Genomic DNA, 13,330 nt, shown 5'->3' on the forward strand with positions numbered 1-13,330 from the left:
GCTCCCACCGCCGCGCGCCGTCACATCACGTACCGGGTGTCCATGACCTGGTCGTTGCTCACCTCGGCGCCCGGCGCCCAGGTCTCGTAGACACCCCGGTCGTGGCACTGCGCGCCGGTGGCGACCACCGCGTCCGGGTCCGGGAAGCGCAGCCGGAGCCGCAGCCAGCCGGCCTCCTCGCGCAGCACCAGGCACGACACGCCCCGCCACTGCGCGAACCGCAGCCGCCGGGCCACCGCCTCCACCGGGTAGCGGGCCGCCCGGGTCATCGCCAGCACCCGGAACCCGCCGGGCAGGTCGGCGACCGCCTCGTACTCCGTATCGCCGTAGAGGCCTACCAGCTGGGTGGAGCGCGGGGCGTCGCCGGTCGGCACGTACTCCTGGTCGGGGGAGAGGCCCGGCACCGCGGCCAGCAGGTGCCGCCACTGCGGGCCCACCATCCGCAGCCACGCCCGCTGCTCGGCCTGGTAGCTGTAGAGCACCACCTCGACGCCCTCGGCGGGGTAGGCGACAAGCGTCGCGTTCGCCGGCATGGGCAGGTCCGCGAAGTCCCGGGTGATGAACTCGGGGATGAGCTGGCCGTTGCTCGGGACGAAACCGGTGCCCAGCACCGGAGGGCCCAGCCGGTCGCGGGACGCCAGCGCCGTCAGCCCCCGGTGCGCCTCGCCCACCGGCACGTCGTAGTCGCCGGGGTCGGCGGCCCGCCAGCGCAGCGCGTACGCCACGTCCGAGCCGTCCCGCCCGACGTCGCCGTCGGTGCGCAACACGGTGGTCGTCGACGGTGTACGCAGGTGCGCCACGTCGTGCTCGCGGTAGCAGAAGCCGTGCGGCAGCCAACCCCGCACGTACCCGGCGAGCTGCCGGGCGGAGAGCACCTTGACCATCCGGGTGCCGCGCCGGATGACCGCCGACGCACGCACCGCGGCCAACACCGGGTCACCCGCCGCCGACGGCTGCTGGCTCAACTGGTGTACGTGCGACCAGCCGTGCTCCCGGTGCGCCGGCATCATCAGCGGTGTCTCCGGCTCCTCGGCCGGCACGACGGCACCGTGCACCGCGCTCACCTCGGTGACGTGCACGAACCGACGCCACGGCAGGGCGCTGCCCGGACGGGGCGCCCGCTCGAAGCCGGCCACCTCCTCGGCGCTGAACAGCTCGTACGCGGCGCCCCGGGCGATCTCCTCGGCCGGGTAGACGCCGCCGCCGAACGCCACGCGCAGCCCGGTGCGCGCACTGGCGGGACTGCTGAGCTCGCTCACCCGGCGACGGTAGAGTCGCGCGGCGTAGTCGAGGTGAACGCCGGGTGGCGGGCGGATGGACGGCCCCGGTGTGTGATGCTGTCGCTGATGAGCGAGCCGACTGAAACCCGCCGCGAGCGTGCCGCCCGGCGGGCCGGAGAGTTCCCGCCCGCCCCCGAGCCGCTGCCCCGGCCGGTGCTGGACAGCCACACCCACCTGGACATCACCGTCAGCGAGGCCGGCGTACCCGGCGGCGGGCCGTCCGACGACCCGATCGGCACGGCGATCACGGTCGCCGCCAAGGTGGGCGTGGACCGGCTGGTCCAGGTGGGGGTGGACGTGGCGTCCTCGCGGTGGGGCGCGGACATCGCCGAGGCGTACCCGGCCGTGCTGGCCACCGTGGCGCTGCACCCCAACGAGGCCCCCCGGCTGGCCGACCTCGACGAGGCGCTGCGGGAGATCGAGTCGCTGGCTGCCCGCGACCGGGTCCGAGGGATCGGCGAGACCGGCATGGACTTCTTCCGCACCGGCGACGAGGGGCGCGCGGCGCAGGAGACGAGCTTCCGGGCGCACATCGCCATCGCCAAGCGGTACGGCAGGACGCTTGTCATCCACGACCGGGACGCGCACGCCGACGTGCTGCGGATCCTCGACGACGAGGGCGCACCGGACACGGTGGTGCTGCACTGCTTCTCCGGCGACGCCGAGTTCGCCCGCGAGTGCGTGCGCCGGGGCTACCTGCTCAGCTTCGCCGGCACTGTCACGTTCGGCAGCGCTACCGCCCTGCGTGCGGCCGCCGCGCTCACCCCGCTGGACCAGATCCTGGTGGAGACCGACGCCCCCTACCTCACCCCGACCCCGCACCGTGGCCGGCCGAACGCGTCGTACCTCATCCCGCTCACCGTCCGGGCGCTCGCCCAGACCACCGGCAGCGACCTGGACGAGCTGTGCGCGGCCATCTCCGCCACCGGCGACCGGGCCTTCGGCCCGTGGTGAGCCCGGCCCGCCGGCCGGTCCCGACGACGCCGCTACGCTGCCAGGCATGACCGGTCTCCTCGGCCCGGCGGAGATCCGGGAGCTGGCCGCCCGGCTGGGCGTCGCACCCACCAAGAAACTCGGCCAGAACTTCGTGCACGACCCGAACACGGTGCGGCGGATCGTCACCGCCGCCGGCCTGACCCCCGACGACGTGGCCCTGGAGGTGGGCCCCGGCCTCGGCTCGCTCACCCTGGGGCTGCTGCCGGTCGCCGGGCACCTGCACGCCGTGGAGATCGATCCGACGCTCGCCGGTGCGCTGCCGGAGACGATCGCCCGGCACGCCGGTGCGGACGCCGCCCGGCTCACCGTGCACCGCGCCGACGCGCTGCGGGTCAGCGCCGCCGACCTGGGTGACCCGCCGCCGACCGCGCTCGTCGCGAACCTGCCCTACAACGTCGCCGTGCCGGTGGTGCTGCACCTGCTCGCCGAGCTGCCCAGCCTCCGGCACGGCCTGGTGATGGTGCAGAAGGAGGTCGCCGACCGGCTCGTCGCCGGTCCCGGCTCCAAGGTGTACGGCATCCCGTCGGTCAAGCTCGCCTGGTACGCCCACGCCCGGGGCGCGGGCAAGGTGCCGCCTAACGTGTTCTGGCCGGTGCCCAACGTCGACTCCGGTCTGGTCGCCTTCACCTGCCACGAGCCGCCCCGCGCCGACGTGCCGCGGGAGCGGGTCTTCGCCGTCGTGGACGCGGCGTTCGCGCAGCGCCGTAAGACCCTGCGCGCCGCGCTGGCCGGCTGGGCCGGTGGCCCGGACCGGGCCGCCGCCGCGCTGACCGCCGCCGGCGTCGACCCCGGCGCCCGGGGGGAGTCCCTGACCGTCGAGCAGTTCGCCGCCATCGCCGCGTCGGCCCCGGCCGGTACGGTGGCCGCGAAGTAGGCTGACGCCGTGTCCGCCGACTCCGCCGAGGAGCTGATTTTGAGCAAGCCGTTCGACATTCGCCTGCGCACGCGGGACCTCACCCCGTGACCGAGGCCTGGCGACCGGACGACGAGGACGAGCGACGCGGGGCCGCCGGTCCGGTGAAGGTCCGGGTGCCCGCCAAGGTGAACCTGCACCTCGGGGTGGGCCCGCTGCGCCGCGACGGCTACCACGAGCTGAACACCGTCTATCACGCCATCTCCATCTACGACGAGCTGACCGCCCGGCGGGGCGACACGCTGGCGTTGACCATGGAGGGCGAGGGCACCGGCGAGCTGGCGCTTGACGACTCCAACCTGGTGATCCGTGCCGCGCACGCCCTGGCCGGTTACGCGGGGGTGCTGCCGCACGCCCGCCTGCACCTGCGTAAGCAGATTCCGCTCGCCGGTGGGCTGGCCGGCGGCAGCGCGGACGCGGCCGCCGCGCTGGTGGCCTGTGACGCGCTGTGGGGCACCGGGCTGTCCCGCGACGAACTGGCCGGGATCGCCGCCGACCTGGGCTCCGACGTGCCGTTCCTGATCTACGGCGGTACGGCGCTGGGCACCGGCCGGGGTGAGGCGGTCAGCCCGGTGCTGGCCCGGGCCACCTCGTGGCACTGGGTCGTGGCGATCGCCGATGTCGGCCTGTCCACCCCGGCCGCGTACCGCGAGCTGGACCGGCTGCGCGACTCCGGCGCCGCCGGTGCTCCGCTGGGCAGCACCGACGCGCTGCTGGGCGCGCTGCGTCAACGTGACCCCCGGGTCCTCGCCCGAACGCTGGGCAACGACCTGCAGGACGCCGCGCTGGCCATGCGGCCCGCGCTGGCCGACACCCTCAAGGCCGGCGAGGCAGCCGGCGCGCTCACCGGCATCGTCTCCGGGTCCGGCCCGACCTGCGTCTTCCTCGCCGCGGACGCCGCCGACGCCGAGCGGATCGCCGCCGAGCTGACCAGCGCCGGTGTGTGCCGGGAGGCGCGGGTCGCGCACGGGCCCGTGGCGGGCGCCCGCGTCGGCTGAGGTCGCGGCCCGCGCGGCGCGGGTGGCCGGGACGTCCGCGTACCCTTGGGTTCAGGCGTCCCGAGGTGCCCGCCGGCACCCGGACGCCTTGATCTTGAAGGGTGGAACGTGGCCAACATCGTCAATCTGGACCGGGTGTCCAAGGGGTACGGCGCCGCCGGGCGGCTGCTCACGGACGTCTCGCTCGGCCTGGACGACGCCGACCGGATCGGTGTGGTCGGCCTCAACGGCGCCGGCAAGTCCACCCTGCTGCGCCTGCTCACCAAGCAGGAGGACCCCGACGACGGCCGGGTCACCCACCGCCGCGACCTGCGCGTGCTCTGGCTGCCGCAGCAGCTCACCCTCGCCCCGGACGCCACAGTCCGGGACGTCGTGCTGGGCACCGCCTGGCTCGGTGAGGGCATGGGCGCCGAGCACGAGTGGGCCGGTGACGCCGGGGTCCGCAACATCCTCGACGGCCTCGGCATGCCGCACCTCGGGCTCGACCAGCCGGTCGGCCCGATGTCCGGTGGCGAACGGCGGCGGGTGGCGCTCGCCGCGCTGCTCGTCCGCGACTCGGACCTGCTGATCCTCGACGAGCCCACCAACCACCTGGACGTCGGCGGTGTCGACTGGCTGGCCCGGCACCTGGTCGGCCGCAAGGGCGCCCTCGTCGTGGTCACCCACGACAGGTGGTTCCTGGACGCCGTCTGCACCACGACGTGGGAGGTCGCCGACCAGACCGTCCGGGCGTACGAGGGTGGCTTCGCCGCCTGGACCCTCGCCCGCGCCGAGCGCGAACGTGTCGCCGCCGCCACCGAGGCCCGTCGGCAGAACCTGCTCCGCAAGGAGATCGCCTGGCTGCGCCGTGGCCCGCCGGCCCGGACCTCCAAGCCCCAGTTCCGCATCGACGCCGCGAACGCGCTGATCGCCGACGTGCCGCCGGCCCGCGACACCATGTCGTTGCAGCGCATGGCCGTGTCCCGGCTCGGCAAGCAGGTGTACGAGCTGGAGAACGTCGAGCTGCACGCCGGGCCGAAGGAGATCCTGCGGGACGCCACGTGGCTGGTCGGCCCGGGTGACCGGATCGCCATCCTCGGCGCCAACGGCGCCGGCAAGACCACTCTGCTGCGGATGCTCGCCGGCATCACCCGCCCCGACGGTGGCCGTCTCGGCACCGGCTCCACGGTGCGACCGGCGTTCCTCTCCCAGGAACTCGCCGAGCTGCCCGGGCACCTGCGGGTGCTGGAGGCCGTCGAGGAGGTCGCCCGCCGGGTCCAGCTCGGCGACCGCGAGGTCTCCGCCGCCCAGCTGGCCGAGGTCTTCGGGTTCGACGACCGCCGGCTCTGGACGCCGGTCAGCGACCTGTCCGGTGGTGAGCGTCGGCGGTTGCAGATGCTGCGGCTGCTCGCCGGCGAGCCCAACGTGCTGCTCTTCGACGAGCCCACCAACGACCTGGACACCGACACCCTGGCCGCGTTGGAGGACCTGCTCGACTCGTGGCCGGGCACGATCATCGTGGCCAGCCACGACCGTTACCTCATCGAACGGGTCACCGACACGGCGTACGGGATGTTCGGCGACGGCCGGCTCGTGCACCTGCCGGGTGGCGTCGACGAGTACCTCGCCCGGACCGCCGAGCGGGCCGGCGCCACCCGGGCGGGCGGCACCGGCCCGGTCGCGCCGGCCGGGCCCACCACGGGTGGCATGTCCGCCGCCGAGGTGCGCCAGGCCCGCAAGGAGCTGACCCGGCTGGAACGGCAGCTCGGCAAGCTCGACCAGCGCGAGGTCACCCTCCTCGACCAGCTCGCCGCCGATGCCACCGACTACGCCAAGGTCGCCGACCTGGACACCCAGCTCAAGGATCTGCGCGCCGAACGGGAGCGGATCGAGGAGACCTGGATGACCCTCGCCGAGGACCTGCCCGAGAGCTGAGCGGGTCGGGCACGCCGGCGCGGGGGCCGTGTGCGGCGTCACACCGACACATGCGGGACAATCGTCGGCGACACCTCACCCTTGGAGACCCAGACATGGCCCACACCCCCATCAACCACCCCGCGCGGCCGATCTACCGGGCGATCGGCGGGCTGACCGGTCTGTACCTGGTGGTCTTCGGCGTGCTCGGCATCATCGCGGGCGCCGGCAACGAGATCCTCGCCCAGGACGACACCCGCGTCCTCGGCCAGGGCACCAACCTCGGCTTCTCGCTGCTGTGCGTGCTGCTCGGGCTCGTCGTGCTGGCCGGCACCGCGCTCGGCCGCAACATCGACGTGGCGATCAACCAGTGGCTGGCGTACGCCCTGATGGTGATCAGCCTGGCCGGTCTGGCGTTCATCCGGACGGACGCCAACTACTTCAACTTCAGCATCTTCACCGTGATCGTCGTGATGACGGCCGCCCTGGTGCTGCTCATGGCCGGCATGTACGGCAAGGTCGGCACGGAGGATGAGGCGGAGGCGTTCCAGAAGGCTCGTCTCGTTCTCTGAGTTCTTCCGCGGTTACGGCTGTGGGTTTTCGCCGGAGCCCGGGCTGCTCCGGGCGGTCAGGCTTGATCCCTGCGCAGCTCGGGCTCCGGCGAAAATCCGATCTGGTCCGGCCCTTCGGCGGACCGTTCCGGCTTTGGGGTTCTTCGGACAGCTGGCTCTTGCTTGGGCGACAATCCTCCTGAAATGGTCTAACTCAGGTGGATGGGGTCTGGTATGCCGCACTTTCCGGTGAACCATCCGGCACGGCCGCTCTACCGGGTCCTCTCCGGTCTGATCGGCGTCTACATCCTGGTCTTCGGCGTCTGGGGTGTCGCCGAGACGATCGGCGACCCGCTCTTCGCGCGGAACAGCACCTGGGCCCTCGGCCTCCGGACCAACCTGGCCTTCTCGCTCGCCTCGGTGGTCTTCGGCGTCGTCCTGATCATCGGGGCGTCCCGGCGCAGCAACCTCGGCCACTACATGAACCTCACCGCCGGGGTGGTGTTCCTGGTGACCAGCATCCTCATGATGTCCGTGCTGCAGACCGACGCGAACTTCCTCAACTTCTCGATGTCGACAGTGATCGTGTCGATGCTGTTCGGCCTGATCCTGCTCGGCACCGGCCTCTACGACAAGATCGGCCCGTCGGAGCACGCCGAGGCGGAGCTGGCCCGCCGCAAACATCCGGTGGCCGACGCGCACCGGAGCTGAACGGGCGTCAGCGGCGGCGGGCGGTGATCAGCGTGGGCTTCGCCTCCAGGTGCGACAACCCGTTCCACGCCATGTTGACGAGGTGCGCCGCCACCGTCTCCTTGCGCGGCTTGCGCACCTCCAGCCACCAGCGGCCGGTCAACGCGACCATGCCCACCAACGCCTGCGAGTAGAGCTCGGCCAGCTTCGGGTCGTACCCGCGGCTCTTGAACTCGGCGCCCAGGATGTGCTCGACCTGGTGGGCCACGTCGTTCATCACGCTGCTGAAGGTGGCCGTGCCGGACATCAGCGGCGACTCGCGGACCAGCACCCGGAACCCGCTGGTCTCCTCCTCGATGTAGCCCAGCAGGGCCATCGCGGCCTGCTCCAGCAACTCACGCGGATGCCCCGCCGTCAGCGCCGTGGTGATCCGGTCCAGCAGGGCCCGGACCTCCCGGTCGACGACTACCGCGTACAGCCCTTCCTTGCCACCGAAGTGCTCGTACACCACGGGCTTGGAGACCTTGGCGCGGGCCGCCACCTCCTCGATGGAGGTGGCGTCGAACCCTCGCTCGGCGAACAGCTGCCGGCCGATCGCGATCAACTGCTCCCGCCGCTGCGCGGCGGACATGCGTACCCGTGAGGGGGGCTTGGGTTTCGCCGCCGCAGCCGGCACTGCGCGCCGGCTGCCGGCTTCGTCACTGACCTCGGGCATGTCGCCGCCTCGCTGGCGCTCGGTGACGCCCTGCCGTCCGATGGTGCTTCCGCTGTGCCCGCTCACGTCGTCGCCTCACTGGCGGGCGGCCGGGCCGCCCTGCCGTGCCGTCCGACCGTACCCGGATCGGGCCCGGCTCCCCGTGCGCCGAGCCGTCCGGTCCCCCGCTCCGCTCGGTCACCCGGCCATCCTGCCAGGCGACCTCTCGTGGCACCGCCCGGTTTACCGGGGTGCGGCAGGCTTCACGAGCTTGGCCGCGAGGCGTTCGGGCTTCGGCCAGCGCACCTGCGACGCCGCGCCGACCTTCTCGAACAGCCAGATCACCCGGGCCGAGATGTCGACCTGACCGCGCAGCACACCGTGTCGCGCGCTGGTCGGGTCGGCGTGGTGCAGGTTGTGCCAGCTCTCACCGAACGACAGGATCGCCAGCGGCCAGAAGTTCGACGCGCGGTCGCCCTGGCGCATCGCGAACGGGCGCTCGCCGTACACGTGGCAGACCGAGTTGATCGCCCAGGTGACGTGGTGCAGGAGGCCGATCCGGACCAGTCCGGCCCAGAAGAACGCGGTGAGCGCGCCCTGCCACGACCAGGTCACCAGGCCGCCGATCAGCGCCGGGCCGAGCAGCGAGACGGCCACCAGCACGGGGAACAGTCGGTCCACCCGGCTGATGTCGCGGTCGGCGATCAGATCCGGTGCGAACCGCTGCCGGTTGGACAGTTCGCGGCGGAACAGCCAGCCCACGTGTGCGTGGAACAGACCCCGCGTCAGCGCCCAGAAGCTGGTGCCGAAACGCCACGGCGAGTGCGGGTCACCCTCCAGGTCGGAGAAGGCGTGGTGCCGCCGGTGGTCGGCCACCCACTGGATGATCTCGCCCTGGACCGCCAGCGAACCCGCGACCGCCAGGGTCACCCGCAGCCACCGCTTGGCCTTGAACGAGCCGTGCGTGAAGTAGCGGTGGAAGCCCACGGTGATGCCGAGCCCGGAGACCACGTACCAGACCAGGCCGATGACCACGTCGGTCCAGCCCAGCCAGCCGCCCCAGGCGACCGGCACAGCGACCAGCAGGGCCACGAAGGGGATCACGACGAAGGCCCACAGGGCGGCCAGGATCCCGGAGGACTGACTGCCGTCGGTGAGCGGTTTCGGGCCGGGGCCGGCAGTGTTGGGTTCGAGGACGGTAGTGGACATGGCACCTCGCAGAGGGGACGGAAACGATCACTAACCTACGCCTACGTCACCGTAACTTACGGCTCGGTAGATCGCACGGGGAAGTTTGGAAAAGCTGTCGTACGTAGGTCCTAAAGACCTGGTCATCGCGGTTTTGCCGAGCGCCGTGGTGTGCCGCCGGGGCGGCCGTTCGAGCGGGTTTTCGCCGGCGCCAAGGTCATGAACCACGTGCGCTGGGCGGCCAGGTGGAGGGGATCATGAAGGGCGTGAGTGCTGGCGTCGCGGCCGTCGGGCGTTAAGGTGTAGCGGCAGGATGCTCGCCCCAGCGGCGACGGTGTTCTTGACGTTGCAATCGGCCGTGGTGTAATTGGCAACACCCGGGTCTTTGGTACCCGTATTTCAGGTTCGAACCCTGGCGGCCGAGCTGTCCCTACAAGTCCGTTTCGGGTTCTGCTGGGGGTAAGAGGACGCGCTGCCGGGCTGCGTGGTTAGCATGGCCGCGAGAGTGTCCGCCGTCCCGACGGGAGCCACGTCGTGCCCCAGCCCCACCTTCGTACCGTCGTCGTGCTCGCCGCGGGTGAGGGCAAGCGGATGAAGTCGACACTGCCCAAGGTGTTGCACCCCCTGCTCGGCCGTACGCTGCTCGGCCACGTGCTGAGCGCCGCCGGGCCGCTGGCCGCCGACCGCACAGTCGTCGTGGTGGGCCACGGCGCCGACCAGGTCCGGGCCCACCTGACCGAGATCGCCCCCGACGCCACGCCCGTGCTTCAGGCCGAGCAGCTCGGCACCGGGCACGCCGTGCGGATCGCGTTGGACGCCGTGCCGGAGGGCGCCGGCACGGTCGTGGTGATCAACGGGGACGTGCCGTTGCTGCGACCGGAGACGGTGGGCGCGCTGGTGACCGCGCACGAGGAGGCCGCAGCCGCGGCCACCGTGCTGGCCGCCGAGGTGCCCGACCCGACCGGGCTCGGGCGGATCGTCCGGGACGCCGACGGCCGGCTGGAGCAGATCGTCGAGGAACGCGACGCCGACGTGACCCAGCGCGCGATCCGGGAGATCAACGCCGGCATCTACGCGTTCGACGCGGTGCGGCTGCGCGACGCGCTGGGCAAGCTCTCCACCGACAACGACCAGGGCGAGGAGTACCTGACCGACGTGTTCGGCCTGCTCCGCTCCGTCGGCGAGCCGGTCGCGGTGCACGTGGCCGTCGACCACGTCGAGACGCTGGGCTGCAACGACCGGGTGGAGCTGGCGTCGCTGCGGCGGCTCCTGCGTGACCGGGTCAACGAGGCGTGGATGCGCACCGGGGTGAGCCTGCTCGACCCGACGACCACCTGGATCGACGTGACGGTGGCGGTGGACCGCGACGCGGTCATCGACCAGAACACCCAGCTGCGCGGGGCCACTGTCGTCGGCGCGGGCGCGCTGGTCGGGCCGGACGTGACGCTCATCGACACGATCGTCGGTCCGGCCGCCTCGGTGGTGCGCAGCCACGCCGTGGGCGCCGAGGTGGGCGCGGGCGCCAGCGTGGGCCCGTACGCGTACCTGCGGCCGGAGGCCCGGCTGGGCGAGAAGGCGAAGGTCGGCACGTTCGTCGAGGTGAAGAAGTCCGAGATCGGGCCCGGCTCGAAGGTGCCGCACCTGACGTACGTGGGCGACGCGACGATCGGCGAGCAGACCAACATCGGCGCCGCGTCGGTCTTCGTCAACTACGACGGGGTCAACAAGCACCGCACGGTGATCGGCAGCCACGCTCGGACGGGGGCGGACAACATGTTCGTCGCGCCGGTCGAGGTGGGTGACGGCGCGTACACGGCGGCTGGCTCGGTGATCGTGGACGACGTGCCGGCGGGCGCGATGGGTGTCGCCCGCGCGCGTCAGCGCAACATCGAGGGCTGGGTGGTGAAGCGGCGGGCCGGTACGGCGGCGGCCGAGGCCGCGCAGCGCGCCGGCGACGCGAAGGGTGCGTCGGAGATGGCCGGGACCGCAAGCGACAGTGAGGCAATGCACGGGCGGGCCGAGACGGTGGGCGGTGCGTCCGGCGCGGGAGATACTGCAACCGAATAGTCCCCGACCCACCACCACCGGGCCGGGTACCGCCGACAAACGGGAGCAGACGGGCCCATGGGCAGCATCGTCGCCGAAAACCGCAAGAGCCTGATGCTCTTCTCCGGACGGGGTTTCCCGGAGCTGGCCAAGGAGATCGGCGAGGTGCTCGGTGTGGCACCGACGCCGGCCGACGCGTACGAGTTCGCCAACGGCGAGATCTTCGTACGATTCAAGGATTCGGTACGTGGTTCGGACGCCTTCGTGGTGCAGTCCGTGACGCACGGGGTGAACACCTGGGTCATGGAGACCCTGATCATGGTGGACGCGTTGAAGCGGGGGTCGGCGAAGCGGATCACCGTCGTGCTGCCGTTCTACCCGTACGCGCGGCAGGACAAGAAGCACCGGGGTCGGGAGCCGATCTCGGCCCGGCTGGTGGCGGATCTGCTGAAGACCGCCGGCGCGAACCGGATCCTCACTGTCGACCTGCACACCGCGCAGATCCAGGGCTTCTTCGACGGGCCGGTGGACCACCTCTTCGCGATGGACATCCTCGCCGAGTACGTGGAGCACAAGTACGCGGGCCGGCCGATGACGGTGGTCGCGCCGGACTCGGGTCGGGTACGGGTGGCCGAGCGCTGGACCGACCGCCTCGGCGGCTGCCCGCTGGCGTTCATCCACAAGACCCGCGACCCGATGAAGCCGAACCAGGTGGTCGCGAACCGGGTGGTCGGTGAGGTGGAGGGCCGGGTCTGTCTGATCGTCGACGACATGATCGACACCGGTGGCACGATCTCCAAGGCCGCCGACATCCTCAAGGAGTCCGGTGCGGCGGAGATCGTGGTGGCCTCCACCCACGCGCTCCTGTCGGATCCGGCCACCGAGCGGTTGAAGAACAGCCCGATCAGCGAGGTGGTGGTCACCAACACGCTGCCGTTGCCGCCGGAGAAGCAGCTGGACAAGCTGACCGTGCTGTCGATCGCGCCGCTGCTGGCGCGGGCGATCCGGGAGGTGTTCGACGACGGCTCGGTGACCACCCTCTTCGGTGGCCTGAGCTGAAGGTGGCCGAGTCGGCCGGCAGGACCTGACAAACTGGTCGAAACGGGCTGGCGCGCTGGCGGGAAACACCGTCGGCGTGCCGGCCTGGAGCCGTGATCGGGGACTGCCGGAAACCCGGGAAACACCTCGGGTAGACTGGTGCGGTTGCCACGGCGAGGGTGCCCGGCGGGCCGCTGAAAAGCGCCGCACGGAGGCACCGTCATCGACGCGGTGCTCCGGGCAGTCGTTCATGACGCATGAGCCCCAGCGAGCCCCTCGCCCCAGCACCGCAAGACGACAAGCCGCCGCAGCGAAAAGCATCAGGAGTTTCCCCGTGTCCGAGGTAAAGATCAGCGCCGAGCCCCGTACCGAGTTCGGCAAGGGTGGTGCCCGCCGTACCCGCCGGGCCGGCAAGGTGCCCGCCGTGCTGTACGGCCACGGCGAGAAGCCCAAGCACATCGCGCTGCCGTCGCGGGAGTTCGCCGCCGCGATCCGCAAGGGTGGTGCCAACCAGCTCTTCGCGATCGACATCACCGACGGCACCCAGGTGCTGGCGCTGCCGAAGGCGATCCAGCGTGACCCGATCCGGGACACCTTCGAGCACGTGGACCTCATCCTGGTCCGCCGGGGCGAGAAGGTCACCGTCGAGGTGCCGGTCCAGCTGACCGGCGAGGCCGCGCGGGACACCCTGATCGTGCACGACCACGACACCCTCTCGGTGACCGCCGACGCCACCAAGGTGCCGGACCACCTCGAGGCGTCGATCGAGGGCCTGGAGGCCGGGTCCTCGGTGACCGCCGGCGACGTCCAGCTGCCCAACGGTGTCGAGCTGGCCGTCGACCCGACGCTGCCGGTCGCCGCGGTGACCGCCGCGCCGACCGCCGAGCAGCTCGAGGCGACGCTGCCCGAGGTCGAGGAGGCCACCGAGGAGGCCGAGGCCGAGACCGGCGAGGTCACCGAGGGCTCCGAGGGCGCGGACACCGCCGAGGGCGCCGAGAACACCGAGGCTCGTACCGAGGCCTGATCGGTTCGTACCGTGCGGC

Annotated in this window: 12 protein-coding genes and 1 tRNA gene; 10 read left to right on the top strand and 3 right to left on the bottom strand. The window is 72.0% G+C overall.

Going from position 1 to position 13,330, the window contains the following annotated elements; translation table 11 throughout:
- Window positions 1-20: 20 nt before the first annotated feature.
- Window positions 21-1,259, bottom strand: coding sequence for a hypothetical protein (locus B0E54_RS17955; protein WP_234585524.1), 1,239 nt, complete (start codon window positions 1,257-1,259; stop codon window positions 21-23).
- A gap of 75 nt (window positions 1,260-1,334) precedes the next feature.
- Here B0E54_RS17955 and B0E54_RS17960 point away from each other — a divergent pair, with 75 nt between their 5' ends.
- From B0E54_RS17960 to B0E54_RS17985, 6 genes are all read left to right on the top strand, one after another.
- Window positions 1,335-2,234, top strand: coding sequence for a TatD family hydrolase (locus B0E54_RS17960; protein WP_234585527.1), 900 nt, complete (start codon window positions 1,335-1,337; stop codon window positions 2,232-2,234).
- A gap of 46 nt (window positions 2,235-2,280) precedes the next feature.
- The gene (gene rsmA, locus B0E54_RS17965; protein ID WP_234585529.1) at window positions 2,281-3,150 is read left to right on the top strand and encodes a 16S rRNA (adenine(1518)-N(6)/adenine(1519)-N(6))-dimethyltransferase RsmA; all 870 of its coding nucleotides are present in this window, start codon (window positions 2,281-2,283) and stop codon (window positions 3,148-3,150) included.
- An 86-nt stretch (window positions 3,151-3,236) separates the two neighbouring features.
- Window positions 3,237-4,187, top strand: a complete 951-nt coding sequence (locus B0E54_RS17970) for a 4-(cytidine 5'-diphospho)-2-C-methyl-D-erythritol kinase (protein ID WP_234585542.1) — start codon at window positions 3,237-3,239, stop codon at window positions 4,185-4,187.
- Between the two features lie 108 nt (window positions 4,188-4,295).
- Window positions 4,296-6,101: an ABC-F family ATP-binding cassette domain-containing protein gene (locus B0E54_RS17975; protein WP_234585545.1), complete on the top strand. Its 1,806-nt coding sequence runs from the start codon at window positions 4,296-4,298 to the stop codon at window positions 6,099-6,101.
- A gap of 95 nt (window positions 6,102-6,196) precedes the next feature.
- On the top strand, window positions 6,197-6,652 hold the full coding sequence (locus B0E54_RS17980) for a DUF4383 domain-containing protein (RefSeq protein WP_234585548.1): 456 nt from the start codon (window positions 6,197-6,199) through the stop codon (window positions 6,650-6,652).
- Between the two features lie 213 nt (window positions 6,653-6,865).
- Window positions 6,866-7,342: a DUF4383 domain-containing protein gene (locus tag B0E54_RS17985; RefSeq protein WP_234585563.1), complete on the top strand. Its 477-nt coding sequence runs from the start codon at window positions 6,866-6,868 to the stop codon at window positions 7,340-7,342.
- A 7-nt stretch (window positions 7,343-7,349) separates the two neighbouring features.
- On the opposite strand, the gene B0E54_RS17990 is transcribed toward B0E54_RS17985, so the two are convergent.
- Window positions 7,350-8,036 (bottom strand): TetR/AcrR family transcriptional regulator, encoded by a 687-nt coding sequence (locus tag B0E54_RS17990; protein ID WP_234585795.1) that lies wholly within the window; start codon window positions 8,034-8,036, stop codon window positions 7,350-7,352.
- Between the two features lie 222 nt (window positions 8,037-8,258).
- Window positions 8,259-9,224 carry an acyl-CoA desaturase gene (locus tag B0E54_RS17995; RefSeq protein ID WP_234585565.1) on the bottom strand — a complete coding sequence of 322 codons (966 nt, stop codon included), beginning with the start codon at window positions 9,222-9,224 and terminating at the stop codon, window positions 8,259-8,261.
- A gap of 331 nt (window positions 9,225-9,555) precedes the next feature.
- On the opposite strand from B0E54_RS17995, the gene B0E54_RS18000 reads away from it, so the two are divergent.
- The 4 genes from B0E54_RS18000 (at window position 9,556) to B0E54_RS18015 (ending at window position 13,311) form a co-directional block, all read left to right on the top strand.
- A tRNA-Gln gene (locus B0E54_RS18000) sits at window positions 9,556-9,627 on the top strand.
- 110 nt (window positions 9,628-9,737) lie between these two features.
- Window positions 9,738-11,270: a bifunctional UDP-N-acetylglucosamine diphosphorylase/glucosamine-1-phosphate N-acetyltransferase GlmU gene (gene glmU, locus B0E54_RS18005; protein WP_308195374.1), complete on the top strand. Its 1,533-nt coding sequence runs from the start codon at window positions 9,738-9,740 to the stop codon at window positions 11,268-11,270.
- Between the two features lie 57 nt (window positions 11,271-11,327).
- Window positions 11,328-12,308 carry a ribose-phosphate diphosphokinase gene (locus B0E54_RS18010; protein ID WP_234585567.1) on the top strand — a complete coding sequence of 327 codons (981 nt, stop codon included), beginning with the start codon at window positions 11,328-11,330 and terminating at the stop codon, window positions 12,306-12,308.
- Window positions 12,309-12,621: 313 nt separating this feature from the next.
- Window positions 12,622-13,311, top strand: coding sequence for a 50S ribosomal protein L25/general stress protein Ctc (locus tag B0E54_RS18015; RefSeq protein ID WP_234585581.1), 690 nt, complete (start codon window positions 12,622-12,624; stop codon window positions 13,309-13,311).
- The last annotated feature ends 19 nt before the right edge of the window (window positions 13,312-13,330 follow it).

This window comes from Micromonospora sp. MH99 (assembly GCF_021442385.1).
GTDB lineage: Bacteria > Actinomycetota > Actinomycetes > Mycobacteriales > Micromonosporaceae > Micromonospora.

Bases quoted from the DNA above. Each gene is read 5' to 3' on its own strand.
- rsmA (WP_234585529.1), top strand. From the start codon at position 2,281: ATGACCGGTCTCCTCGGCCCGGCGGAGATCCGGGAGCTGGCCGCCCGG.
- B0E54_RS17985 (WP_234585563.1), top strand. From the start codon at position 6,866: ATGCCGCACTTTCCGGTGAACCATCCGGCACGGCCGCTCTACCGGGTC.
- B0E54_RS18010 (WP_234585567.1), top strand. From the start codon at position 11,328: ATGGGCAGCATCGTCGCCGAAAACCGCAAGAGCCTGATGCTCTTCTCC.
- B0E54_RS17980 (WP_234585548.1), top strand. From the start codon at position 6,197: ATGGCCCACACCCCCATCAACCACCCCGCGCGGCCGATCTACCGGGCG.
- B0E54_RS17990 (WP_234585795.1), bottom strand. From the start codon at position 8,036: ATGCCCGAGGTCAGTGACGAAGCCGGCAGCCGGCGCGCAGTGCCGGCT.
- B0E54_RS17960 (WP_234585527.1), top strand. From the start codon at position 1,335: ATGCTGTCGCTGATGAGCGAGCCGACTGAAACCCGCCGCGAGCGTGCC.
- B0E54_RS17995 (WP_234585565.1), bottom strand. From the start codon at position 9,224: ATGTCCACTACCGTCCTCGAACCCAACACTGCCGGCCCCGGCCCGAAA.